Raw genomic sequence first — 24,936 nt, 5'->3', positions numbered from 1 at the left:
CTCGCCCATTGCAACTATAAAGTGTGACGTCGCAATCGCAGACGGGATGTCCTCGGAGGGGCATATGGCATATTCGGTAATGTTTGCAGCCTTGTGGGTCGTGGCCTCGACGATTGTGGCCATGTTGCCGATGCGTCTGCAGTTCCCGCCTGGAGTTGTGTTATTCATCTCTGCGCCTGCTCTGATTGTCTGGCTGGGCCATGACTATGGCTGGGTGTTTGGGCTGTTGGCTAGCGCTGCCTTTGTATCCCTGTTCCGCAATCCCATCCGGTTTTACTGGCGCCGTTGGACCGGTGCGGAGGTTCAGAAATGAACTTGTCCATCGCCCTTGCCGCGCTTTGGGGAATTGCTGCGAATGTGTTGGCGATGATCCCCAGCAAAGACAATCACTGGACCCGCGCCTATATCCTGATTGCGGTGGGGATTCCGATTTTGGGATACGTGACGCTTCAGAACGGACCGTGGATCGGGTTGATTGTAATGGCAGCAGGCATGTCGGTGCTGCGCTGGCCGGTGATTTATCTGGGGCGTTGGGTGCGACGGCTTGTTGGACACTGACATGATCGAATACGTCTTTTACACTCTCGCATTCTTTCTGCCCCTGTTTTTGATTTGGATAGCCTCACACATTCTTATTATTAAAGGGAAGTTCAGAGGACCGATCTATCTTCTATTATTTTTGTTTGTTTCGTTTGCCGCGTGGTATTGGACCCCTGTTAGCGCGTACGCCAGTCAGAGCGCCGAGGGGTTCGTTGTGCTATTTTCAGTCGCTTATACCTCGAGCGTGATCGTCCAATTCGTGCCAGGTCTTACCCTTGGAATTTTGACTGGTGGATTGCACCGGATTTTGCTCAGGAAGTTGAAGTCTGATGCCAGTATTGCGCCCGTGTAATAACCCAAGAGGTTAAAATGCTGTGCTCCAAAGAAACGCTTGGTTGAGGACAGCTGAACCATTTTGACCAAACCTTCAGATGAGGACACGGATTGGAGATAATTGAAGTAGTAGCCGCTGTCGTGTTGGCGATGGCGCTTCCGGTATTTTTGTCCGGGCTGGCATCCCACAATCTTGTTAAACGGGGTCGTTTTCGTGGGCCCGTCTATCTTTTGTTGTTTCTTGTCTTGTCCAGTGCCTATGGGTTTCTGGCTTCGGACAACGTAGGATTGCTAGAGCCGATGTGGTGGCGGGCCGAAGACTTCTATAATCTTTTCGTTATGTTCACAGCCTTTCCTTTGGGAACCGGGTTGGTTTTGGGATTCAGTACAGGTTTGCGTAGCCGACAGCGGTCAAAGCGTATGCAAAACTTAGTCCAGATAGATGACAAGCGAACAGAATCGAACTACCAGAGAGCCATGGTTCAAACACTTCCTGCGCCTCGTGGCAAACTCACTGAAAACCGACCTTTGAATGATTTAACCTGGCTTCGGGTCGGTGGGCCTGCGGATTATTTATTCCAGCCTGCAGATATCGAAGACCTTCAGCACTTCCTGCGCGACTTGCCTGCTGAGGTTCCCGTCTTCCCAATGGGTGTTGGTTCGAACCTGATTGTTCGGGATGGCGGGTTGCGCGCGGTGGTGATCCGGCTTGGGCGCGGGTTCAACGGTATTTCGGTCGATGGCAACACCGTCACCGCTGGCGCGGCAGCGCTGGATGCGCATGTGGCGCGCAAGGCGGCGGATGCGGGTGTGGACCTGACGTTTCTGCGCACCATTCCCGGCTCGATCGGGGGGGCTGTGCGGATGAATGCGGGATGCTATGGCAGCTACACAGCGGATGTGCTGCGCAAGGCCACCATCGTCACGCGACAGGGTGAGGTTCTGGACCTGAGCCCAGAGGATCTGAACTTTCGCTACCGTCAGTCCGATCTGCCCGACGGGGCGGTATTGGTTTCCGCTACATTCGAGGGTCCGTTAGGTGATCCCGCTGAATTGCACGCTTGCATGGCGGCGCAACTGCAAAAGCGCGACGAGACCCAACCCACCAAAGACCGCAGCGCCGGTTCGACCTTTCGCAACCCGGCGGGCTTTTCGTCCACGGGTCGCGCTGATGACGTGCATGACCTCAAGGCATGGAAAGTCATCGACGATGCGGGTATGCGCGGGGCGTTGCGAGGGGGCGCTCAGATGAGCCCCAAACACTCGAACTTCCTGATCAATACCGGCACTGCCACGGCTGCTGACCTTGAAGGTCTGGGCGAAGAGGTGCGAAAAAAGGTTTACGAAACAAGCGGCATCACGCTAGAGTGGGAAATCATGCGGGTCGGTGATCCGCTGACAGAATAAAGCCCCAACCGTCAGACCATAACAGGCAAATTCAGGCGACGGATCAAAGGCATAACGCAGTACGGACCACTACATAAGGTCCTGGGACATTGAGGCGCTAAGTGGGTAAGTCGAGCAGGACAAACCCCAAAGTGGCGGTATTGATGGGTGGCCCCTCGGCGGAACGCGAGGTGTCTCTCAGCTCTGGGCGCGAATGCGCAGCCGCCCTACGGGGAGAAGGCTTTGAAGTAGTAGAGCTGGACGCAGGTCCCGACCTTTACGCGCGCCTTTTAGACATCAAACCAGATGTGGTTTTCAACGCCCTGCATGGCCGCTGGGGTGAGGATGGTTGCGTGCAGGGTCTGCTGGAGTGGATGCGCATTCCGTACACGCATTCCGGCGTGCTGGCTTCGGCGCTGGCGATGGACAAGCAACGCAGCAAAGAGGTGTATCAGGCCGTAGGTCTGCCCGTAGTGCCCAGCGTGATCGTTCCAAAGATCGAGGTGATCGAGGTTCACGTTATGGAACCTCCTTACGTCGCCAAGCCCAATAACGAAGGCTCCAGCGTCGGTATCTATATCGTGCATGAAGGGTCAAACGGCCCGCCGCAACTGTCCGAGGATATGCCTGAATTCGTGATGGTCGAGAAATACATCGCAGGTCGTGAATTGACAGTGACCGTGATGGGTGACCGCGCGCTGACCGTGACCGAGATCATGACCGATGGCGGTTGGTACGACTATGACGCCAAATACAAGCCGGGCGGGTCCTGGCATGTGCTGCCAGCTGAAATCCCACAGGACATCTTTGACCGTTGTCTGGATTACGCATTGCGCGCCCATGATGCGTTGGGGTGCAAGGGGGTAAGCCGCACTGACTTTCGTTGGGATGACGGCATGGGGGCTGACGGGCTGTTCCTGCTGGAAACCAACACGCAGCCCGGCATGACGCCAACGTCGCTTGTGCCAGAACAGGCCGAGCATTTCGGCATGAGCTTTGGCCAGCTTTGCGCGTGGATGGTGGAGGACGCCTCATGCGACCGCTAAGGGCCACTCGTGCGCCGGTGATCCACCGATCAAAGCCGCTGGCCGGACCGGATGCGGATTTTGGCTCGGGCGCGCGGTCCGAGTCGGAGCCAAAGTTGCGGCTGAGTGGGGTCAAGCTGTTCGGTCGCAAATCGCAACGGTTTGATCCGGCTCCGTCGCGGCTGAATTACCGATTGCAGCGTTGGATGCTGACGCCGGGTGTGCGCCGGGGTTTGCGGGTTGGCTTGCCCATATTCGCGCTCTGCGCTGCGGCCGGGATCTATTTCGGCTCGGCCGAGCGGCGCGAGGCTGTGGTGGCCTATGTGGCCGACATCAAGACCTCGATCCAGCAGCGGCCTGAATTCATGGTCAATCTGATGGCGATTGATGGCGCGGGCACCAATCTGTCTGAAGACATCCGCGAAGTGGTGCCGTTGGACTTCCCGATAAGCTCCTGGGATCTGGATGTCGAACAGATCCGCGACACAATCACCGGGCTGGACCCGGTCAAATCCGCCTCGGTCCGGGTGCGCCCAGGTGGTATTTTGCAAGTGGATGTTGAAGAGCGTCAGCCCGTCATCGTCTGGCGCACGCGCCGCGGGATCGAACTGTTGGATGAAACCGGCGCGCATGTGGAACGCATCGCTTCGCGTAAGGAACACACCAACCTGCCGCTGATCGCAGGCAAGGGTGCGGATGCCCATGTGGCCGAGGCGTTGCAACTGGTGACCACTGCCCGCAGCTTGGGTGGCCGGGTTCGCGGTCTGGTGCGGATTGGCGAGCGACGTTGGGATCTGGTTCTGGATCGCGGCCAACGCATCATGTTGCCAACCGAACGCCCGGTGCGCGCGTTGGAACGTGTGCTTGCCGTGAACGAAGTGCAGGACCTGTTGGAGCGTGACGTGGCCGTGGTGGACATGCGGCTTGGGCAGCGCCCGACAATAAGAATGACCAAAGCTGCCAGCGAAGACTGGTGGAATACAAAAGTGACAGTGGGTAACGGGCAGTAACGAACATGATGACCGATCTTTATCAGTCCCAACGGGCCATGCGGCAAATGCGCAGGCAGGCGATGCAACGCGGTGTTGTCGCCATACTGGATGTCGGCAGTTCCAAGATTGCCTGCCTTGTGCTGCGCTTCGATGGCGCAAACCGCTTGAGCGAAGATAACAGCATCGGGTCCCTGGCCGGTCAGACCGGATTTCGGGTGATTGGCGCTGCGACCACGCGGTCGCGTGGTGTGCAGTTTGGTGAAGTCACTGCCATGCAGGAAACCGAACGCGCCATCCGTACCGCGTTGCAGGCGGCGCAGAAGATGGCTGATATCCGGGTGGATCACGTAATCGCCTGTTTCTCGGGCGCGAACCCGCGTTCTTATGGTCTGGACGCTCAGGTTGATCTGGAAGGTCAGGTTGTGTCCGAGGCCGAGGTTGGCCGTGTTTTGAACGCTTGCGACGTGCCCGATTACGGGGCAGGGCGCGAAGTGTTGCATGCCCAGCCGGTGAATTTTGCCTTAGATAACCGCTCGGGGCTGATCGATCCGCGCGGGCAGATGGGCCAAAGCCTTGCGGTCGACATGCACATGTTGACCGTCGATGCCGTCGCGATCCAGAACATCGTGCGCTGCATCAAACGCTGCGATCTGGAACTGGCGGGGATCGCGAACTCGGCCTACGTGTCTGGCGTCTCGGCACTGGTCGAGGACGAACAAGAGTTGGGTGCCGCCTGTATCGATATGGGTGGCGGTACAACCAGCGTGTCGATTTTCATGAAAAAACACATGATCTATGCCGATTGCGTGCGTATGGGCGGCGACCACGTGACCGCCGATATCTCGATGGGACTGGGTGTTCCGGCGGCTGTGGCCGAACGGATCAAGACCTTTAACGGAGGTGTCCACGCGACTGGCGCTGACGACCGCGACCTGATCGATATTGGTGGTGATACCGGTGATTGGGAACACGACCGCCGCACCGTCAGTCGGGCCGAGTTGATCGGTATCATGCGCCCTCGCGTCGAAGAGATTCTGGAAGAAGTGCGTGTGCGTTTGGATGCCGCCGGATTTGAGCATATGCCCAGCCAGCAGATCGTTTTGACAGGTGGTGGCAGTCAGATCATGGGGCTGGATGGCCTCGCTACCCGCATTCTGGGTCAGCGCGTACGTTTGGGTCGACCCTTGCGCGTTCACGGTCTGCCGCAATCGGCGACAGGCCCAGGTTTTTCGTCAGCGGTGGGGCTTAGCCTGTTCGCTGCGCATCCGCAGGACGAATGGTGGGATTTCGAAATTCCGGTCGATACCTATGCCGCGCGACCTTTCAAGCGCGCCATGCGCTGGTTCCGTGACAATTGGTAAAGCGGTCGGCGTTGCGGCGCTGGTCGTTGCAACCCCGCTTGCCGCACACGCCCAGACACGGATACCGCCTGAGGCATTTCTGGCTGCTGTCCAGGGTAAAACCGTTACGTTTCACGACTATCCCAGCGGCCTTCTGGTGGGGACCGAGGAATTTCTCAGCCCCAAACTGTCTGTCTGGCGGATGGAGGGGCGGGGTTGTGTCTATGGGCAGATCACTACACCCAATGGTCAGATCTGCTTTTTGTACGATGATGACCCGGATGACGTGCCGGTGTGCTGGTGGACCTTTCAGCACGAAGGCCGCCTTATGGTGCGACTTGCCAACTTCAACCGACGCGAAATTCAAGAGGTGCGCAGCATTACCGAAGACGGTTTGAATTGCCCAAGTACCCCAATTAGCTAAAGAAATGGGTTGCAGCCAGCGGCCTTATCCCGCAAGATATCCACAAGGCCCGTCAGAGGCCCTGCGGCAGGACCTGAGCAGTTTTCCGCATCTTAAAAATCAGTGAATCCCTCAAGTGGCGTGCATGTTGACTGCGGCGCGTGTGTCGCTTGCTTTGTGGTGGATTGAGTTCAATCCGCAACATCTGGCAATGAATGCAAAATACCGCTGACGACTGCCTTATTTCCTCCATATTTTGTGGGATTCGGCGATTTTTGGCGTGACCTTTGCTGTTTGGACCGGTAGGATTGTAAGCGGATAGGTAAGAAAAACACCGCTTTGGCGGGTCAATAAAACAGGCGGACAGAGCATGACATTGAATCTTTCGATGCCCGGGCACGACGAACTGAAGCCTCGGATTACAGTATTTGGCGTTGGTGGCGCGGGCGGCAACGCTGTCAACAACATGATTGAGAAACAGCTGGACGGCGTTGATTTTGTCGTCGCCAACACTGATGCGCAGGCGCTGCAGCAAAGCCAGTCTTCGGCGCGGGTGCAATTGGGCGTGAAAGTGACCGAAGGTCTGGGGGCAGGGGCCCGTCCGACCGTGGGCGCTGCGGCGGCCGAAGAAAGCATCGAGCAGATCGTCGACCATCTGGCTGGCGCACATATGTGCTTTATTACGGCTGGTATGGGCGGTGGCACCGGTACGGGTGCGGCGCCGATCATCGCGCAGGCCGCGCGGGAGCTTGGCGTTCTCACTGTTGGCGTTGTCACCAAACCCTTCCAGTTTGAAGGCGCCAAGCGGATGCGTCAGGCCGAAGACGGCGTTGAGGCGCTGCAAAAGGTTGTCGACACGCTGATTATCATTCCGAACCAGAACCTGTTCCGCCTGGCCAACGAAAAGACCACGTTCACCGAGGCATTCTCGATGGCGGATGACGTTCTGTATCAGGGCGTTAAAGGTGTGACTGATCTGATGGTCCGTCCGGGTCTGATCAACCTCGACTTTGCTGATGTTCGTGCCGTGATGGACGAGATGGGCAAGGCGATGATGGGCACTGGTGAGGCCACCGGTGAAGATCGCGCGGTTCAGGCGGCTGAGAAGGCGATTGCCAACCCGCTGCTGGACGAAATCAGCCTCAAGGGTGCCAAGGGCGTGCTGATCAACATCACCGGCTCGCACGACCTGACCCTGTTCGAGTTGGACGAAGCGGCCAACCGCATTCGTGAGGAAGTTGACCCCGAGGCCAACATCATCGTCGGTTCGACCCTGGATACCGTGATGGAAGGCGGTATGCGTGTGTCGGTTGTGGCCACTGGTATCGACGCCAGCGAAAAGCCCGTCGACGTTCCGGTTGCGCGTCGCTCGATGTCCGAGCCGCTGACCCGTACCGTTTCTGCGGAAGAGGCGCAGCAGGATGAGACCCCCGCTGCTGTGGCCGAAGTGGCGGAGCCCGCGCCCCAGCTAGAAGTGAACCGTGAACCTTCGCTGTTCGAAACCGCCGAGGAACCGGCGCAGCCGCAGGTGGAGCGTGACGATGACGGTCTGCCACCCCCTGCCTATCAGCCCCGCGTGGCTGAGTTCGAGCCGACACCTGAACCGGTTGAACCCGCGGCGGAAAGCTTTGTAGCACCGCAGCCACAGCACTCCGCAGGCACACCGTCGCCCGAAGCGCTGCAGCGTTTGCAGGCCGCTGTACAAAATGTCCCGGCCTCTGAACGTGGGTATGCGGCGCCGCGCCCACAGGCACCGCAACCGGACCCCGCACCGCAGGCTGAAGGGCAGGATCGTTCCCGGTTCGGCTTTAACCGCCTGATCGACCGGATGACCGGCCACGCCGCCGATACGCCGGCACAGCCGGTGCGCCAGCAGCCCCCGATGCGCCAAGCTGACGCTACGGCACCTGCGCATGATGAGGCCGACCCCGATCAGGATCGGATCGAAATTCCCGCCTTCTTGCGTCGTCAGGCCAACTGATCACGGTAACAAATTAACGACTTAGGGTCGCCTTTTGGCGACCCTTTTCTTTTGAAATACACGGCTTTAACTGTATGTAAGCAGGCTTTTGCCGATCTGTTACATTCATGTTTCATTCAGTTACAAAGAGTGAGTTGAGCCTTGACGCTTGCTTCCTTAGGTGAGTGTCCAACACGGACCGAAAAGGCCGGACACCACTCACCGAGGTTCACCTTGCAACATACGCTCAAATCTCCGATCACGTTTACAGGCGTCGGGCTGCACAGCGGCAAGCCTGCGACGATGGTCCTGAAACCGGCAGCCGCCGGTCACGGCATCTGGTTCAAACGGACGGATATCGAGCTGGGCAATGCGCTGATCCCCGCGATCTATGACGTGGTCGAGCGGACGCCGCTTTGCACCCGTCTGGTGAACGATGCAAATGTTTCGGTGTCGACCGTCGAACATATCATGGCCGCGCTCGCCGGATGCGGCGTGCATAACGCGCTGATCGAGATTGACGGACCCGAAGTTCCGATCATGGATGGGTCGTCGATTGATTTCGTGCGCGGTATCATGGCCAAGGGTGTACGTCGTCAGGCCAGCCCCGTTCTTGCGTTCGAAGTTCTCAAGCCCGTCACAGCTACGCGCGAAGGCGCCAGTGCTTCAATCGCGCCTGCGGATGGGTTGATCATCGATTTCCACATTGATTTCGAAGACGGCGCAATTGGCAATCAGACCAAAACGCTGGACATGCGTAACGGCTCGTTCGCGCGTGAGCTTAGCGATTGCCGCACATTCTGCCGCCGCACAGACGTTGAAGCGATGCGCGAAAACGGCCTGGCCTTGGGCGGGACGCTGGAAAACGCTGTCGTTGTACAGGGTGACGAAGTTCTGACCCCTGGCGGTTTCCGCCATGCGGATGAGGCTGTTCGCCACAAGATGCTGGATGCTCTGGGCGACCTTTACCTGGCGGGAGGCCCGATTCTGGGTCACTTCACTGGCGACAAATCCGGCCACGCGATGACCAACACGCTGCTGCGCAAGCTGTTTGAAACACCTGGTGCGGTGCGTCCGGTCCTGTGTACCCCCGAACAGGCCGCGCGTCTGCCGGGCCAGGGCCTTGTTTGGGACGAAATCCCCGAAGTCGCCTGATTGGATCAACTCTGCCGACAATTCCGCTAGTGAGTGTACTAAGGCGTTTTGCCCCGGAATTATCTATGCTAGACCAAAGGCCAATCAGGGGCGTGCCCCGATAAGCAATACGACGAGGATAGGCGGAATGGTTGGCACCAAAGCGGCAGTCAGGCTCGCAGGCGCGATTCTTCTGACAGCAGTTTTGACGGCATGCGGCGGAAAAGGCGCAGACCGCAATCAGAACCTGGAAGGCTTTACGCCAGAACAGATTTACACACGCGGCGAGTTTGAGCTGTCGCAGAATCGCTCGGATGATGCGGCGTGGTACTTCTCGGAAGTTGAGCGTTTGTATCCCTATTCGGATTGGGCCAAGCGCGCGCTGATCATGCAGGCGTTCTCGTTCCACACGGACAAGAACTATGAAGAAAGCCGGGCGGCGGCGCAGCGCTATATCGACTTTTATCCAACAGACGAAGATGCAGCCTATGCGCAGTATCTTTTGGCGCTGAGCTACTATGACCAGATTGACGAGGTTGGCCGCGACCAAGGGCTGACTTTTCAGGCGCTGCAATCTCTGCGCACAGTGATCGAGGTTTATCCTGATAGCGAATATGCCACGTCGGCGGTTCTGAAATTCGATCTGGCCTTCGACCATCTTGCTGGTAAGGAAATGGAGATCGGGCGCTATTATCTGCGTCAGGATCACTATACCGCTGCAATCAACCGATTCCGTGTCGTGGTCGAAGATTTCCAGACCACAACCCACACAGCTGAGGCGCTGTATCGTCTGATCGAAGCCTATCTGTCGCTGGGCTTGGTGGATGAGGCGCAGTCAGCCGGTGCTATCTTGGGTTACAACTATCAATCGTCGGAATGGTACGATGCGGGCTATGCATTGCTGACCTCGCGTGGGTTGGAATTGAAGAGCCGTGGAAACAATTGGCTAAGCACCATCTACCGTCAGACCATCAAAGGTGAGTGGTTGTAATCGTCATGGCTAAAGGCGTGGGACGCTAAGACCCGATGCTGCGCGCCCTTGATATCCGCGACATGCTGATCATTGACCGGCTGGAATTGACGTTTCAGCCGGGTTTGAACGCATTGACCGGTGAAACCGGGGCGGGCAAGTCGATCTTGCTGGATTCGCTGGGTTTCGTGCTGGGCTGGCGAGGGCGGGCTGAATTGGTTCGGCAAGGCGTCGCGCAGGGGGAGGTTGTAGCCGAGTTTGAGTTGCCAGATGGCCACCCCGCCCATGCGATTCTGGCCGAGGCAGGCTTGCCTGGTGGTGAGGAACTGATCCTGCGCCGGGTTAATACAGCCGAGGGACGCAAGACCGCTTGGGTCAATGACCGGCGCTGTTCCGGTGAGGTACTGCGCGCCCTGTCCGAGACGTTGATCGAACTGCACGGCCAGCATGATGATCGCGGGTTGCTGAACCCGCGCGGGCATAGGGCAATGCTGGATGACTATGCGGGGGTAGAGGACCTTCTGGCAGCTGTGCGTGCGGCGTGGATGGATATGTCCCGCGCGCGTAAGGATTTGGCCGAGACCGAGGCGACGCTGGCCGCCATGCGCGCCGAGGAGGAGTTTCTGCGCCACGCCGTTGCCGAGTTGGACAAGCTGGACCCTCAGCCCGGTGAGGATGCTGAATTGGATGCCCGTCGGCGCATGATGCAAGGGGCTGAACGCATTCGCGATGACGTTGCCCGTGCTTTTGACCTGTTGGGCGCAGATGGGGCCGAGGTGGCGATGTCTGACGCGGTGCGGTGGTTGGAAGGCGTGTCCGACAATGCGGGCGGGCAGCTTGAGGCCCCGATAGCCGCATTGGGGCGCGCCTTGATCGAATTGGGTGAAGCGCAGGACGGGGTGAGCGCCTGCCTTCAAGCTTTGGATTTTAACCCGGCTGAGCTTGAAGCCGCAGAAGAACGTCTTTTCGCCATCCGAGCGTTGGCCCGTAAGCATGATGTGGTGCCTGACGATTTGGGGGTTTTTGCCGACACGCTGCGTGATCGACTGACCCGGCTGGATGCAGGTGACGCCGACTTGGCGGATCGGCGTGCTGCGGTTGCGGCTGCACAGGAAACCTATGACAACGCCGCCGCCGCACTTAGCGCCGCGCGCCAACAGGCGGCCGGACAATTGGATGCGGCCGTGATGGCCGAGCTTGCACCGTTGAAGATGGAGCGTGCGGTATTTCAAACCGAAATCACGGGCGCCGATCCCGGACCTGAGGGGGTGGATGCGGTGGCCTTTACCATTGCCACCAATCCCGGCGCTCCGTCTGGCCCACTGAATAAGATCGCTTCGGGCGGGGAACTCAGCCGGTTTTTGCTGGCGCTCAAAGTGTGTCTGACCGGCGACGATAGCGCGCGAACTATGATCTTTGATGAAATCGACCGGGGTGTCGGTGGGGCGACTGCTGATGCGGTGGGTCGCCGTCTGGCTTCTTTGGCACAGGGGGGGCAGGTTCTGGTCGTGACCCACTCGCCGCAGGTTGCCGCCCGCGCGGCGCATCATTGGCGGGTTCAAAAACAGGTAACTGGCGGGCAGACATTGTCCACCGTTATCCCGCTGGCCGAACCAGACCGTGTGGATGAAATCGCCCGGATGGTCGCAGGGGACACCATCACGGATGAGGCGCGCGCCGCCGCCCGCGCATTGTTGGACGCCTGAGTTAAATTTGCCGCTTTCCGGTTTTCAAACCGTCGCGATCCTACTTTTATAAGGGGGCTCCGTGGCTTACTAAGGAATATACCTTGATCCCCGAGTGCCAATGACCCAAACGACCCGCACCGTTCTGCGCAACCAGCTCAATCAGGCTCTGGCCGCGATGAAGGATGCATGGCGGGTTATGTTGCGACGTGGGCCTAGCCAGATTCAGTTCTGGTTCATTGCGTTGGCAATTGGGATTGCGGCAGGGTTTATGGCCCTTGGGTTCCGCAAGGCGATCCGGTCGCTGCAGGCCTATGTCTACGACACAGACGATATCCTGTTGCTGCACAGCCATGCTGAGAAATTGCCGTGGTTCCTGATCCTGATTACGCCGATCATCGGCGGTCTTATTGTTGGTGTCATCCTGCACAGATTCACCGATGACGGGCGCGTACGCTCGGTCGCAGACGTGATCGAGGGTTCGGCGCTGACCAATGGCCGGGTCGAGGGCAAGGCGGGGATCGCCTCGTTCTTTGCCTCGCTGATCACGCTCAGCACTGGCGGGTCAACCGGGCGGGAAGGCCCGGTGGTGCATATGGCCGGGGTAATCTCGACCTGGGTCAGTGACCGTATCCACGCGGATGGCATCACCGGCCGCGATCTGTTGGGCTGCGCTGTGGCGGCGGCGGTTTCAGCCAGTTTTAACTCACCCATCGCTGGGGCGCTATTCGCGCTTGAGGTGGTGCTACGCCACTTTGCTGTGCACGCCTTTGCACCCATTGTTATCGCCTCGGTCGCGGGTACGGTGATCAACCGGCTGGAATACGGAGATGTAACCGAGTTCGTTCTGGAAACCCCGGGCTCGCTGCAATTCTATGTGGAGCTGCCAGCCTTTTTGATCCTTGGGCTGATCTGCGGGCTGGTGTCGTTGCTGTTGATGCGCTCGATCTTCTTTGCCGAGGACATCGGCACTCACGTTCAAAATCGCCTGTCGCTGCCACGTTGGCTGCGCCCCGCCGTGTCCGGTGCGATGCTGGGACTGCTAGCGATCTGGTTTCCGCATATCATCGGGGTCGGATATGAAACGACAATCCGTGCCCTGACTGGCGATCTGACCCTGACCGTCGCGATCTTGTTTGCCGTGATAAAAACAGTTGCTTTGGCGATCACCATGGGGGGACGCATGGGCGGTGGTGTGTTTTCTCCTTCGCTGATGGTTGGCGCTCTGACCGGATTGGCCTTTGGGTTAATCGCCACCGGGCTGTTGCCGGATGTGTCCGGGACCCATACGCTCTATGCCTTTGCGGGCATGGGTGCCGTGGCCGCCGCAGTGCTGGGTGCGCCGATTTCCACCACGATGATCGTTTTTGAGCTGACCGGAGATTGGCAGATCGGAATTGCGGTGATGGTCTCGGTTTCGATGTCGACAGCCTTGGCCTCGCGTCTTGTGGACCGGTCGTTCTTCCTGACTCAGCTGGAGCGCCGCGATGTTCATCTGGCCGCAGGACCACAGGCCTATTTGTTGGCGATGTTGCGCACCGGGGCGGTGATGCGCCCGATTGGGGGCCCGCGCTCGATCACCAAAGAAAAGGCACAGGAGTTGATAGAGCAGGGGCTATGCGTACAGGCCAGTGCCACGCTTGAGGCGGCGATGCCCTATTTCGACCACGACGACATCCCTTGCATCCCGGTTGTGGTGATTGACGACGAGGGTAACGAATCCCCGGTTGGTGCGCTCTTTCATATCGACGCGCTCAAGGCCTATAACCGGGCGCTGGCCGCCACGGCGGCCGAGGAACATTCCTAACCGTCGTAGACCGTTGCCGCGTCGCCCAGATAATTGTCCCATGCAAACCAGTAAGAGATATGTCCAGCCACACGCGGCAAGCGAGTTCCGTCTGGTCCGATCAACGCCTCTTCGGTCATGGTCCATTTCTGTCCGGTCTGATCCACCAGGCCGCCGTTGGACGCGGTGAACCGGTGCGAGCTGCGTTCATACGCCCGTACCGCGCGCTTGTCGGGATTGCCGATCAGAACCAGCGGCCGGTTGGCAATCGCGTCATTGATCACGCGCGTCTTGCTAAACGCATCCAAAGGCCAGGCCCGCGCCGCACCGAACTGGCGGATAGCGAAGATATAGTCTTTCTGCCGATGTTCGGATTGGTCAACCAGTGCTGGAAACATCAGTTCGGGCGAGGCGAAATACTCACGATAGACCACGCCGGAGCCATAGTTGCGCCGATGGCCGGTATTCTGAGACAGGACGCGCGTGCCAGGGTGTGAGGACTTCCAGCTTTCCCATGTGGTGATCACTACCGGGCGCTGCTGGAGCGTGATTCCACTGCCGACCAGCGGGCCCACAACCGGCTTTCCGGTGTATTGGTTCCACAGCGAATGCGTCTCGCGATCAAACATCAGCTTGTTGGAACGGTACAGGAAACCAGATGATCCAAAGACAAACGGTTTCCGCCGTCCCGCCACTTGTGTTTCGAACAAGATACCCGACCCGCACAGCGTGCAATAAGCCAGCGCTACGGGGACGCCACCGATCACCTCGTTGAACATCTCGTGCCACCCCATGATCCGCAGCGGATAGGCGCGCTCATCCCCATTGATCGAGACGCCAAAGACCAGATCGTCGTCTTTCATGTAGCTGGCTTTTGAGGCCGAGATCAGTGCCGGATTGTCGAGCGACGGGATGCCGTCCTTGCTAACGCCGCCCCAGGTGATTTCCTCTAGCCGGATCTTCATCTTGTCGCGCTGCAGGTATTTTGGGCGCAAGAAGTCGTCAAAATTCGGGTCAATCCCCAGAAGAACCTCACGCTTGAACGGAATCAACGAAGAGTGCGGGACCACCTGCGGGTTCTTTTCCTGCCACAACATCCAATCGAACCAGTCAGTGCCAAGGTTCTGACCGGTCAGGGTCTGCATCACTTCGGCGATTTCGTCGGTACGTCGCCCTCCGTAACGCATTCCGGTCAGCAGGGCCGGGACTACATCCGGGTTGCCACGCTGCACCAGAAAGGCCATGCCCTGTTTGAATTCAGAACTGCTGCCGTACAAGGTGGACCTCACGGCCTCAAGCACGGGGTCTTGCTGTGCTGAAAGTGCGTTGGGCAATGCGGCTGCGGCCAGCATACCAGTGAAACTGCGGCGCGTGATCGACATGGCATCCTCCGATGGTGTCCATGTCCAGTGTGCATCGGCCGCTGTTCACATGCATGCAACAGGTGCGTGAGGGAAAGAAGCATACCTAAATTGGTGCCAACGTTTTAAGAAAAATCTCGTTTCATCTTACCTTGCGAGCAACAAAGCATTCTTTCTGGAAAGAAGCTTCGAAACCATCAATATTAGAATTTCCTACGTGAGAATCGGAAAGGCCTGTGCGTGAAATTTTACTTTAGGTTGGCTGCTTTGCTGGGTGCGGTTAATGCGGTCACAGTCCCGGCTGTTTCTGCTGAGATAAAGCTTAACAAATCTTCCAAGAAAACTTCTGTTTTGATGGATCTAAAACTGTCGAAACGACAAAAATCCAGGTTCAGAGAGTTTAAAACCAAAGAGTATTTTGCGGCATTTGTTGTTTCTGGACAAAACAGCAGTGGTTGGGTTGCCAACCGTCACTCGCTTGCTGTCGCGAAAGAGCAAAGCCTAAGAGATTGCCGTTTGCTTTCTGAATACCCGGATACGTGCGCGGTTTATGCTGTTATAGTGCCAAAAGACTATGACCCGAATTTTGGAGGAACAACACTTAGCCAGTACGGAAATTCCAGTTTCCGGGAATACCAAAAGAAAAACTCTGCATCTTCGTCGGGTGCATTCGTAATCGCAGAAAACGGCTCCGTTGGGTATTCATGGGGGTTTCCAGATCCGATTGAAGCGCAGGAAAACGCAATTTTAGCGTGCGAATCCGATGTGGCCAAGTGGTTGGTGAGCATAAAGAAACAAGTACGTGACAAAACTCCAAAATCGCAAACAACCTGTCGAGTTATTCATGAGGCCCGACCATAAGCTTTTTGGGAAGAGTACCTGATTGAACAGTAGGTAGAGCTTCTGAAAGGTCTTTCGCTAGATCTGCTCTACTTTCACCGATTCAACCGGGTAAAAGGCCACATAACCTTTGATCTCGGCCATGGCGGGAACGGGGGTTTCATAGCTCCACGCGGCGTTTTCGGTCACCGAGGATTTGTTGACGATCGAGAAATGCGAGGCATCCCCCTTGTGTGGGCAGTGGGTGACCTTGTCTGTGCAATCCAGAAAGGCCATCGCGATATCGGTACGGGGGAAATAGATCACCGGAGTCAGATCACCTTCGATCAGTTCCAGCGCGCCAGTGCTTTCACCCAGTACGGCACCACCGGAACGAACGCTCCATTTGCCCGGAGCTTTGCGGATTGTGATCTCAACCATTTTTCTTCCCTCGACTTATTTTCGGCCTCTCTTCTGCTCTGTGTATGTAACAGGTCAGTGTCAGATCGGCGCAGTTGCGGCATCCAACCACAGTTGCGCGTCGTCGCCCAGCCTTGAGCGCAGTTTTTTCGCAACGTCGTAGTGATAGGTATTCAGCCAGTCACGCTCTGCCGACGTCAACATGTCAGTCACGATTAGCCTTCTGTCAATTGGGACGTATGTCAGGGTCCGCCAGTTCAGCATCGCGCGTTCCGCGTCACCACCGGGCAGGGCTGGGGCTTCTTGAACAACTACGAGGTTTTCGATGCGGATACCAAAGGCACCCTCGCGGTAATAGCCCGGTTCGTTGGAAAGGATCATGCCGGGTTGCAAGGGCACATGGCTGACTTTGGACAGGCGCTGGGGGCCTTCGTGAACGCTGAGGTAGGCACCGACACCGTGCCCGACACCGTGATTGAAATCCTGACCCGCGGCCCACAGCGGGGCCCGTGCGATACATTCGATGTCACGCCCGGCCAGCCCGACAGGCCAGCGCAGCATGGATAGGTTAATCATGCCCTTCAACACGCGGGTAAAGCAGGATTTTTCCTCATCTCCGACTTTACCGATGGCAATAGTTCGCGTGATGTCAGTGGTGCCGTCCAGATATTGCCCGCCACTGTCCAGAACCAGAATATGACCATCTTCAAGGCGGCTGTCGGTTTCTTCGGTCACGCGGTAATGCATGATCGCGCCGTTCGGACCAGTGCCGGCAATCGTGTCGAACGAGATATCCTGCAGCGCATTGTCCTTGCGCCGGTTCTCTTCAAGGCGGGTCACCACCTGCGTCTCGGTCAGGGTACCCGGAGCCTGTGCATCCAACCAGCATAGCGTTTCAATAACCGCCGCTGCATCGCGCAGATGCGCTTCGGCGCTGCCCGTGATCTCAGCCGCATTCTTGCAGGCCTTGGGCAAGGCGCAGGGATCTCCGCCATCCACCATCCGATCCTGCAACACATCGGCCACAGCCTGAGGTAGCGTTCCCAAATCGACCTGTATCTTCCCCTCAAGCGCTGTAACGGCGTCCAGAAATGCCCCCGGCGCGTGGACGGAAACCTGATCCGTCAACGGCTCGGACAGTTTTTCCTGATCCATGAACAGATCCACCCGGCCACCGGCATGCAGAATAGCAAAGCCATGCGCCACCGGGTTGTACCCGATATCCGAGCCGCGAATGTTCAAAAGCCACATGATCGAATCCGGCAACGTGATTACTGCAGCTGTGCAATTTGCCTCGCGCAGGGCTTCGGCCAGAAGGGTGATTTTGCTGTCCGCGGTTTCACCTGCAAACTCAATCGGATGGGTCTTGACCGGGTTCATCGGGGCAGTGGGCTGGTCGGACCACACGCGGTCCACCAGATTGTTACAGCGCACCAGTTCGATGCCGCTGTCGGTCAGCTCTTTCTTTGCGCTTGTGATCTGACCTGCTGCGTGCAGCCACGGATCAAAACCTACCTTGCCGCCATCGGGAAGGTGTTCCTTCAACCAGGTGCTCAGGTTGATCTCGGGCCACGGAACCGGAGTGAATTCGGCGGCGACCTGCGCCTTGACCTGGGTTCGATACCGGCCATCGACAAACACGCCCGCTATATCTGGTAACACGGCGCAAAACCCTGCTGATCCCGTGAACCCTGTCAGCCAAGCCAACCTTTCATCCCGAGCGGCCACGTATTCGCCCTGATGCGCGTCTGCGCGCGGGATCAGAAATCCGTCCAGCCCTTCGTTCGCAATTTCACCCCGCAGAGCCGCCAACCGGGGTGGCCCCTGTTCCGGGCGCGCCGTCACCTCAAAGGACTGAAACATCACATACCTCTCCCAAGCGGGGGTTCACCCCTTATTCTTTTGGAAAATTCTTTGGCCCGGGGCAAGGCCAGCCTCAGCTGGCCCTTTTCATCCCCATCACCCGCGCACGTGCGCGAGGATCACTATCGAACAGGGCTGCCAGTTGCTCGGTCATTGCGCCTGCCAGTTGTTCGACGTCAGTGATCGTCACCGCGCGGTCGTAATAGCGGGTGACGTCGTGACCGATGCCGATAGCCAGCAGTTCCACCATTTTGCGCTTTTCCACCATAGCGATCACGTCGCGCAGGTGTTTTTCCAGATAATTCGCGGGGTTGACGCTGAGCGTTGAATCGTCGACCGGCGCACCATCCGAAATCACCATCAGGATTTTGCGTGCTTCGCGCCGGGCCAGCATTCGGCGATGCGCCCATTCCAACGCTTCGCCGTCGATATTCTCTTTCAGCAGCCCCTCTTTCATCATCAGGCCCAGATTGGGCCGTGCGCGCCGCCAAGGGGCATCCGCGCCCTTGTAGATGATGTGGCGCAAATCATTCAGACGCCCCGGCTGTTGCGGGCGACCATCGTTCAGCCACGCCTCGCGCGCCAATCCGCCTTTCCACGCGCGGGTGGTAAAGCCCAAAATCTCAACCTTCACATTGCAGCGTTCCAGTGTGCGCGCCAGAACATCCGCACAGATCGCCGCAATAGAAATCGGACGCCCGCGCATCGAGCCCGAGTTGTCCAGCAACAGCGTTACCACCGTGTCGCGGAATTCGGTGTCCTTCTCAACCTTGAAGCTGAGCGGCGTGGTCGGGTTTGCCACAACTCGCGCCAGACGGCCCGCATCCAGAATGCCTTCTTCGCGGTCGAATTCCCAGCTGCGGTTCTGTTGTGCCTGCAGGCGACGCTGTAACTTGTTGGCCAATCGGCTAACAGCGCCCTTCAGGGGCTCCAACTGTTGATCCAAATATGCACGCAGCCGTTCCAGTTCGGCCGGTTCGGCCAGATCTTCGGCTGCGATCTCTTCGTCGTAGGTGTTCAGATAGACCTTGTAATCGGGATCAGCTTCGGATGCCGGCGGGGGGGCAGGGGGTTCCAGCGGAGCCTCACCTTCGGGCATCTCTGCCTCATCGCCCATCTCATCTTCGGCCATCTCATCCATCGAGACCTGAGCCTGAGACTGGTCCTGCTGTTCTTCCTGCGTTTGCTCGGGCGTGGCGTCGGCGTCCTGCTCCTCTTGGTCATCCTGGCCGGTGCTGTCGGGATCGGGCTGTTCCTCGGCGTCGTCTTCGGCCTGATCTTCCTGTTCGTCGTCCAACTCATCAGGGTCATCGCCCAGTTGGTCGCCGTAACCCAGATCCTTGATCATCTGGCGGGCAAACTTGGCGAATTCCGCCTGGTCCGAGAGCAGTTCGTCTAGGTTTTCCAGCGTGCCACCGGCCTGTTCTTCGATAAATCCACGCCACAGGTTCATGATGTTAGAGGCCGCCGGGGGCAGGTCCCGCCCCGTGGCCAGGTGCCGGATCAGATAGCCCGCAGCAACCGCTAACGGTGCATCCGCTGGCTGCTTGCACTGGTCGTATCCGCGCCGCAGGGCCTCATGCCCAATCTTGACGTCGATATTGCTGGCAGTGCCGGGCATATCCCGCGCACCCATCGCCTCGCATCGCGCGACTTCCATCGCCTCGTACAAATCCCGCGCCATATCACCCGGAGGCGCGTAGCGCGCATGGGTGGCGTCGTCATGGTATTTCCGCTGCAGCGCCAGAGCATCCGCCGTACCGCGTGCCAGCAAAACCTCTTCGCGCGTCATCCGGCGGCTGACTTGCGGCAGACGCATCGACTCGCCCGATATACCAGAAGGGTCGACTGTGTAGGTCACGTTCAATTCAGGGTCGTCGGCCATAACTTTGGTGGCTTCGGCCAAAGCCTTCTTGAACGGATCAGCGGGGTTGTCGTTGGGTTTGCTCATCGGTGGCAGTCCGGTCTTGTTCTGTCCCGGCAACCTAGTGCCAATTCAGGGCCTTGACCATAGGGCCAACCCCGTTTTCGCATGAAACCAGAGCGGGACCTATGGTAAAATCATGGGGTGTCTCGATGGGTGGCGTGCGTCAAACTAACTATAAACTACAGGCCAGGGAGATTGCCCAGCCTTGTGCGCCCCAAAACGACTTGGCGGTTCCTACCTGAACCATCCTACAAGACCCTCAAGCACTCCCTTAAGCCCATTTTTCCGGAACAGTTTCTGATCTTTGCCGTGGTGCGAGCGCATAACGATATTCGTCAAGTCACGCATCTGTCCGGTGTTGAGCTTCATGGGATCGTTTACAGCACTGGAGTTCACTTTCTTGCCGGGCATGTCGGTTAGGTCAAAGCCGTTTTCCCGGCCAAATGTCTCAAGCCCGTGCCGTAAATCGGCAAAATCCAACAGCGACACGCGCGCCCCTGACGCATGCCGGGCGCTTTTGTTGACAGTTAACCTACCTGAAACATTTTTGATATCCAGCAAGTCCGAGATGGATTTGTTAGCCGACACAAGTGTCTCAAATTCCTCAAGGTTTATTGGTTCGTTGCGGGGATCAAGGCCGAAACCACCCCCTTCTTGCGCGCGCATCCAGCGGTGGGGCGAATAGTACAGCGAGATCATCCGCTCGACCGGAGGGCGGGCAAAGGCATAAGCGGTATACTCGGCAAAGGCCGGGCCAATCAGTTGGCTGTATTCCGCAAGTGTCTGATGCTTGGACTTGGTTGCGTCACCGCTTAGTTCGAACCGGTCTGTACCGTCTTGGTGGCCGCTGGTGACGATGGCATCGTCTGAGAACCGAAGGAAACAACGCGTAAAAAAGTTTCCTCCGGTTTTCGGTACGTGGATGAACACGCATTTTTGCGCGGCAAATTGCACCTACTTATCCCAGGCTTGTGCTGGCCGCGCTTTCCGGCAGTTCCTCGTCAAAGCAACGCTGATAGAACTCGGCAACGGTCTGGCGTTCCAGTTCGTCACATTTGTTCAGGAAGGACAGGCGGAAGGCATAGCCCACGTCGCGGAATATTTCGGCGTTCTGGGCCCAGTTGATCACGGTTCGCGGGCTCATCACGGTGGACAGGTCGCCATTCATAAAGGCGGTCCGGGTCAGATCAGCAACGGTCACCATCTGGCTGACGGTTTTGCGGCCTTTCTCGGTATTGTAATGCGGCGCTTTCGACAGGACGATCATCGTCTCGGCGTCGTGGCTCAGGTAGTTCAGGGTCGAGACCAGCGACCAGCGGTCCATCTGCGCCTGGTTGATCTGTTGCGTCCCGTGATAGAGGCCAGTGGTGTCACCCAGACCCACGGTGTTTGCAGTGGCGAACAGGCGGAAATTCGGGTTCGGCGTGATGATCTCGTTCTGATCCAGCAGGGTCAGCTTGCCGTCATGTTCCAGTACGCGCTGGATCACGAACATCACGTCGGCGCGGCCTGCATCGTATTCGTCGAACACGATGGCTACCGGGTTGCGCAGCGCCCAGGGCAAGATGCCCTCGTGGAATTCAGTGACCTGTTTGCCGTCACGCAGTTTGATCGCATCCTTACCGATCAGGTCGATCCGGCTAATGTGGCTGTCCAGGTTCACACGTACAGCGGGCCAGTTCAGACGGGCGGCAACCTGTTCGATATGGGTCGATTTACCAGTGCCGTGATAGCCCTGAATCATGACACGGCGGTTATGCGAAAAGCCTGCCAGAATCGCCAGCGTGGTTTCAGGATCAAACTTATAAGTCGGGTCGATTGCCGGAACCCGGTCGCTGCGATCTGCAAAGCCCTTGACCGCCATGTCGGTATCAATGCCAAAAACATCGCGAACCGAGATTTCTTCGGTGGGTTTTGCGTTGATATCAATCGATCCGTCAGCCATTCGCCTTGTCCTTATCCTTTGGCCCGTTTTGCCGGGTTTGAACCCGTGTGTGGTGCAACATATTGCCGGGAAGGGCAAGGGAAAGAGGCGCCGCGCGGAGGCTGAGAGGATGTTTCTTCGAAACTGGCCTTATCGGGATGAATGCGCACAGATAGCTAAAGCGATCAAGGAGGGTGCTTGTAAGGAAGAATATTCTCAATCAAATACAAATATCGAAATATTTAATTTGGGTTAAAATAGAATCTTGTAGACTGAGCTTAAGGGAATAGTCCGATTGTCTTAATTTGTGAGGCGTAATTGAACGAGACTAGCAGTCGCGAAAGAGTGCCCATCCACCCGTCGCATGATGGCGCCCCCGTTTTGACCATTGCTGGCGCAAAGGGCGAATTCGATGGCTTTTGATGTCCTACTGCACACCGTAAACACAACTGGCCCGGGCGACTTAGTCGTTCAAAACACGACTCAGCCAGCGATTGTTGATGGTCAAACGATCTCATTCGACGGGGGCCTTACGTTTCAGCCTTATACCTACCTTGGGCAAGGCACCAGGGTGAGCAACGGCGACTCCGGCGAATTTATTCAGGTCGGCACACAGATTTTCGCTTGGGACACAAACGACCCAACCGGACCAATGAGCACCGGCAATTGGAAGATCACTCAGAGTGATCTCGATCCGTCGAACCCGCCTTGTTTTGTTGCCGGTACCTTAATCGAAACAACCGCAGGCCCGCGACCGGTCGAGGATTTGGCGGTGGGCGACAGGGTTTGCGTATCTGATGGTCAAACCCTTCCTATTGTTTGGATCGGGAAACGAACACTCAGCGCTCAGACTTTGCGCTTCCAGCCAAGGTTTCGCCCAGTGAGAATTCAGCGCAACGCGTTAGGCAAAGGTCTGCCCAACCGCGATCTGTACGTATCCCCGCAGCACCGGATTGTGATTGAAGGCTGGCGGGCCGAATTGCTATTTGGGGAACCGATGGTCTTCTCGGCCGCGATTCATCTGGTCAACGATGATACGATCCGTCAGATAGGAACGGATGAGCCCGTCACCTACTTTCACATTGCCTGCGAGCAGCATGCCATCCTGTCCTCGCATGGCCTGCAAAGTGAAAGCCTGTATGTCGGCGGTCAGTCTTTGAATTCTTTCAGCCGCGAAGATGTTGACGAACTGCGCGCGCTATTTCCCGAACTCAGTGACAGCGCGCAGGTGCCAAAAACCAAACTTCGTTGCTTGAAACGCCCCGAAGCGCAGGCGCTGCGGGGTACGTTTTCAGCGTAGTAGAGCTTACTTAAAATTCCGGCTGTCCTTGATCTGATCCCAGGCCCAGACGACCTCTTGCAGCTGTTCCTCTTGGGAGCGGTCGCCGCCGTTCATGTCCGGGTGCAATACCTTGATCAGCTTTTTGTAGGCCTTGCGCACCTCAGCCTTGGACCAGCTGTCCTGCGCTTCAAGAATCTCGATTGCGCGGCGTTCGGTTGGGGGCAGGCGGCGGCCTCCGGAATTGGCGCGGCCGGGGTTCTTAGTAGCGTTCTCGCCCAAAACCTGATGCGGGTCCTCGATGCCCAGACGGGCCCAAGCACGCGCTTCGGGGTCGCCCATCGGCTTGGTCTCACGCTCCCACACTTTGTCTTTTGAGCGCTGAGCGTTCAACTCGGCCTCGGTGGTGCCGTCGAAGAAGTTCCACTTGTTGTTATATTCGCGGACGTGCTGCTGGCAGAACCAGTAGAAATCGTCCAGCACATCCGGCGCCTTGGGCGCACGGAACTTACCGGCCTCCTCACACCCCTCGTGATCGCAGATTCGCGTCGAGGTCTCAGATGCGCCCGACATCCCCCGGCGCCCGCGCGGGTTTTTTTTCTTTGCGCTGGAAACGGACATATCGAATCCGAAGGGGTCTGATTTTACCATGCTCTGATCCTCGACAAGGCATCTTTTCGACTCGGAGGCAGCAGTTTAGTCTAAGCAGCCGAAAGTAGAAGAGGGGGAGCGGTAAATTTTTTGCCGCTGAGCGAAAAAATGAGCGTGAGTGACGAAATCCATCAGCGCCTTGAAGCCGCGTTCAATCCGCGTGAGCTGGAGGTCATCGACGACAGCGAAAGCCACCGCGGCCATGCCGGGTATCAGGACGGAGGCGAGAGCCATTTCAATGTCCGCATCCGCGCCAGCGCGTTCGAGGGCCAGTCCCGCGTCGCCAGCCACCGCGCTGTACACAAGGCGCTGGGCGATATCGTGCCGCGCATCCATGCTCTGGCGCTGGATATTGGGGGGTAGCTGGCCCAAAGTGCTTTGAGGGGAGGGATCAAATGTCCAGAACGGAGACGGCCTTTACGCTCGAGTCCACCCTGACCTGCCCATCCTGTGGGCACGTCGAAACGGAAACCATGCCCACGGACGCGTGTCAGTGGTTTTATGAATGCAAATCCTGCCACCAAGTGCTGAAGCCTCTGGAGGGCGATTGCTGCGTCTATTGCTCATACGCAACGGTGCCTTGCCCTCCGATACAACAGGGAAAAACGTGCTGCGCTTGACTTGAGGCTCGCCGCGATCAGGGCTTTTCCTGAGGTTCGGATTTCGCCTCGGACCCTTTCAGCGACAGGGGCGGGTCATTCACCTCTTCGGCAATCGGAGCCGGGGCAGCAACTGTTTCGGGTCCAGGTACGGGTTGCGCCAGCGGCACGCTGTCCGGCGTTTCGGTTGGGTTGCGGGTCGAGACAAAAGACGCCTCGACCTCGCGTCGAAAGACCAACACATTGCGCCAGTTCACGGCTGAACCGGTCAGGCCAGTGCGTTCCTCGCTGGGCAGCAATTCGGCCCGCTGATATTCCCAGCCGTCTTGCCCCATCTCGTTCAGCAGCTGTTCCACGGATGCTGCAAACCGTCCTTCGGCGGTTTTGACGCCCTTGGCCTTGGTGCCTTTTTGCGGGGCTGGGACAACTTTGTATTCGTAGCGCTGCATCGGATTTTCCTGGTTGCCGGGTTCCGGCAATCTAACATGTTGGCGATTTTGGGAAAGTCATCATCGCATGGACGTGGCGGAAAGAAAAAC

Annotated in this window: 24 protein-coding genes; 16 read left to right on the top strand and 8 right to left on the bottom strand. The window is 57.7% G+C overall.

Annotation, left to right across the window (positions count from 1 at the left end):
- The first annotated feature begins 64 nt into the window (after positions 1-64).
- From ACR0AL_RS06355 to ACR0AL_RS06300, 12 genes are all read left to right on the top strand, one after another.
- The gene (locus tag ACR0AL_RS06355) at positions 65-313 is read left to right on the top strand and encodes a DUF2484 family protein (RefSeq protein ID WP_170348044.1); all 249 of its coding nucleotides are present in this window, start codon (positions 65-67) and stop codon (positions 311-313) included.
- Positions 310-558 carry a DUF2484 family protein gene (locus ACR0AL_RS06350; RefSeq protein WP_170348045.1) on the top strand — a complete coding sequence of 83 codons (249 nt, stop codon included), beginning with the start codon at positions 310-312 and terminating at the stop codon, positions 556-558. The genes ACR0AL_RS06355 and ACR0AL_RS06350 overlap by 4 nt, the downstream gene beginning before the upstream one ends.
- A 792-nt stretch (positions 559-1,350) precedes the next feature.
- Positions 1,351-2,280, top strand: a complete 930-nt coding sequence (gene murB, locus ACR0AL_RS06345; RefSeq protein ID WP_480662359.1) for a UDP-N-acetylmuramate dehydrogenase — start codon at positions 1,351-1,353, stop codon at positions 2,278-2,280.
- 101 nt (positions 2,281-2,381) lie between these two features.
- Positions 2,382-3,305, top strand: coding sequence for a D-alanine--D-alanine ligase (locus ACR0AL_RS06340; protein ID WP_170360258.1), 924 nt, complete (start codon positions 2,382-2,384; stop codon positions 3,303-3,305).
- Positions 3,293-4,294, top strand: coding sequence for a cell division protein FtsQ/DivIB (locus tag ACR0AL_RS06335; RefSeq protein ID WP_170532759.1), 1,002 nt, complete (start codon positions 3,293-3,295; stop codon positions 4,292-4,294). The genes ACR0AL_RS06340 and ACR0AL_RS06335 overlap by 13 nt, the downstream gene beginning before the upstream one ends.
- A gap of 8 nt (positions 4,295-4,302) precedes the next feature.
- Positions 4,303-5,637: a cell division protein FtsA gene (ftsA, locus tag ACR0AL_RS06330; protein WP_170360645.1), complete on the top strand. Its 1,335-nt coding sequence runs from the start codon at positions 4,303-4,305 to the stop codon at positions 5,635-5,637.
- Positions 5,624-6,040 (top strand): hypothetical protein, encoded by a 417-nt coding sequence (locus ACR0AL_RS06325; RefSeq protein ID WP_367647898.1) that lies wholly within the window; start codon positions 5,624-5,626, stop codon positions 6,038-6,040. Before ftsA ends, ACR0AL_RS06325 begins: the two co-directional genes overlap by 14 nt.
- Before the next feature lie 349 nt (positions 6,041-6,389).
- Positions 6,390-8,000 (top strand): cell division protein FtsZ, encoded by a 1,611-nt coding sequence (ftsZ, locus tag ACR0AL_RS06320; protein WP_170348050.1) that lies wholly within the window; start codon positions 6,390-6,392, stop codon positions 7,998-8,000.
- 213 nt (positions 8,001-8,213) lie between these two features.
- Positions 8,214-9,134, top strand: coding sequence for a UDP-3-O-acyl-N-acetylglucosamine deacetylase (gene lpxC, locus ACR0AL_RS06315; protein WP_170348052.1), 921 nt, complete (start codon positions 8,214-8,216; stop codon positions 9,132-9,134).
- 127 nt (positions 9,135-9,261) lie between these two features.
- Complete coding sequence (locus ACR0AL_RS06310; protein ID WP_170348054.1) at positions 9,262-10,104, top strand: outer membrane protein assembly factor BamD; 843 nt, start codon at positions 9,262-9,264, stop codon at positions 10,102-10,104.
- 35 nt (positions 10,105-10,139) lie between these two features.
- The gene (gene recN, locus ACR0AL_RS06305) at positions 10,140-11,789 is read left to right on the top strand and encodes a DNA repair protein RecN (protein WP_480662357.1); all 1,650 of its coding nucleotides are present in this window, start codon (positions 10,140-10,142) and stop codon (positions 11,787-11,789) included.
- Positions 11,790-11,889: 100 nt separating this feature from the next.
- Positions 11,890-13,575 carry a chloride channel protein gene (locus ACR0AL_RS06300; RefSeq protein ID WP_480662355.1) on the top strand — a complete coding sequence of 562 codons (1,686 nt, stop codon included), beginning with the start codon at positions 11,890-11,892 and terminating at the stop codon, positions 13,573-13,575.
- On the opposite strand, the gene ACR0AL_RS06295 is transcribed toward ACR0AL_RS06300, so the two are convergent.
- Positions 13,572-14,936: a DUF3179 domain-containing protein gene (locus ACR0AL_RS06295; protein WP_170348058.1), complete on the bottom strand. Its 1,365-nt coding sequence runs from the start codon at positions 14,934-14,936 to the stop codon at positions 13,572-13,574. The two genes, ACR0AL_RS06300 and ACR0AL_RS06295, sit on opposite strands and share 4 nt — an antisense overlap.
- A gap of 219 nt (positions 14,937-15,155) precedes the next feature.
- Here ACR0AL_RS06295 and ACR0AL_RS06290 point away from each other — a divergent pair, with 219 nt between their 5' ends.
- Positions 15,156-15,776, top strand: a complete 621-nt coding sequence (locus ACR0AL_RS06290) for a hypothetical protein (RefSeq protein WP_480662353.1) — start codon at positions 15,156-15,158, stop codon at positions 15,774-15,776.
- Between the two features lie 57 nt (positions 15,777-15,833).
- Here the strand turns inward: ACR0AL_RS06290 and ACR0AL_RS06285 are convergent, their stop codons facing one another.
- The 5 genes from ACR0AL_RS06285 to cobS form a co-directional block, all read right to left on the bottom strand.
- Positions 15,834-16,175, bottom strand: a complete 342-nt coding sequence (locus tag ACR0AL_RS06285) for a DUF427 domain-containing protein (RefSeq protein ID WP_480662351.1) — start codon at positions 16,173-16,175, stop codon at positions 15,834-15,836.
- 60 nt (positions 16,176-16,235) lie between these two features.
- A complete protein-coding gene (locus ACR0AL_RS06280) occupies positions 16,236-18,017 on the bottom strand; it encodes an aminopeptidase P family protein (RefSeq protein WP_480662349.1) in 1,782 nt (593 codons plus the stop codon).
- 73 nt (positions 18,018-18,090) lie between these two features.
- Positions 18,091-19,968: a cobaltochelatase subunit CobT gene (cobT, locus tag ACR0AL_RS06275; protein ID WP_170348067.1), complete on the bottom strand. Its 1,878-nt coding sequence runs from the start codon at positions 19,966-19,968 to the stop codon at positions 18,091-18,093.
- Positions 19,969-20,178: 210 nt separating this feature from the next.
- Complete coding sequence (locus tag ACR0AL_RS06270; protein WP_170360238.1) at positions 20,179-20,898, bottom strand: sulfotransferase family 2 domain-containing protein; 720 nt, start codon at positions 20,896-20,898, stop codon at positions 20,179-20,181.
- 4 nt (positions 20,899-20,902) lie between these two features.
- Positions 20,903-21,889, bottom strand: a complete 987-nt coding sequence (gene cobS, locus ACR0AL_RS06265; RefSeq protein ID WP_170348070.1) for a cobaltochelatase subunit CobS — start codon at positions 21,887-21,889, stop codon at positions 20,903-20,905.
- Between the two features lie 550 nt (positions 21,890-22,439).
- Between cobS and ACR0AL_RS06260 the strand changes: the two genes are divergently transcribed.
- The gene (locus ACR0AL_RS06260) at positions 22,440-23,168 is read left to right on the top strand and encodes a Hint domain-containing protein (protein ID WP_480646128.1); all 729 of its coding nucleotides are present in this window, start codon (positions 22,440-22,442) and stop codon (positions 23,166-23,168) included.
- Positions 23,169-23,174: 6 nt separating this feature from the next.
- On the opposite strand, the gene ACR0AL_RS06255 is transcribed toward ACR0AL_RS06260, so the two are convergent.
- Entirely contained in the window at positions 23,175-23,798 is a 624-nt protein-coding gene (locus ACR0AL_RS06255; RefSeq protein WP_170348074.1) for a J domain-containing protein, read from the bottom strand.
- A gap of 108 nt (positions 23,799-23,906) precedes the next feature.
- On the opposite strand from ACR0AL_RS06255, the gene ACR0AL_RS06250 reads away from it, so the two are divergent.
- Together ACR0AL_RS06250 and ACR0AL_RS06245 are read left to right on the top strand one after the other, a co-directional pair.
- The gene (locus ACR0AL_RS06250) at positions 23,907-24,161 is read left to right on the top strand and encodes a BolA family protein (protein WP_170360232.1); all 255 of its coding nucleotides are present in this window, start codon (positions 23,907-23,909) and stop codon (positions 24,159-24,161) included.
- A 32-nt stretch (positions 24,162-24,193) separates the two neighbouring features.
- Positions 24,194-24,418, top strand: a complete 225-nt coding sequence (locus ACR0AL_RS06245; protein WP_226688691.1) for a GDCCVxC domain-containing (seleno)protein — start codon at positions 24,194-24,196, stop codon at positions 24,416-24,418.
- Positions 24,419-24,435: 17 nt separating this feature from the next.
- On the opposite strand, the gene ACR0AL_RS06240 is transcribed toward ACR0AL_RS06245, so the two are convergent.
- The gene (locus ACR0AL_RS06240) at positions 24,436-24,846 is read right to left on the bottom strand and encodes a DUF4177 domain-containing protein (protein WP_480662347.1); all 411 of its coding nucleotides are present in this window, start codon (positions 24,844-24,846) and stop codon (positions 24,436-24,438) included.
- Between the last annotated feature and the right edge of the window lie 90 nt (positions 24,847-24,936).

The sequence above is a fragment of the Ruegeria sp. BB1 genome (assembly GCF_056539465.1).
The sequence above is the reverse complement of the archived record's forward strand: the minus strand, read 5'-3'. Positions and strand labels throughout refer to the sequence as shown.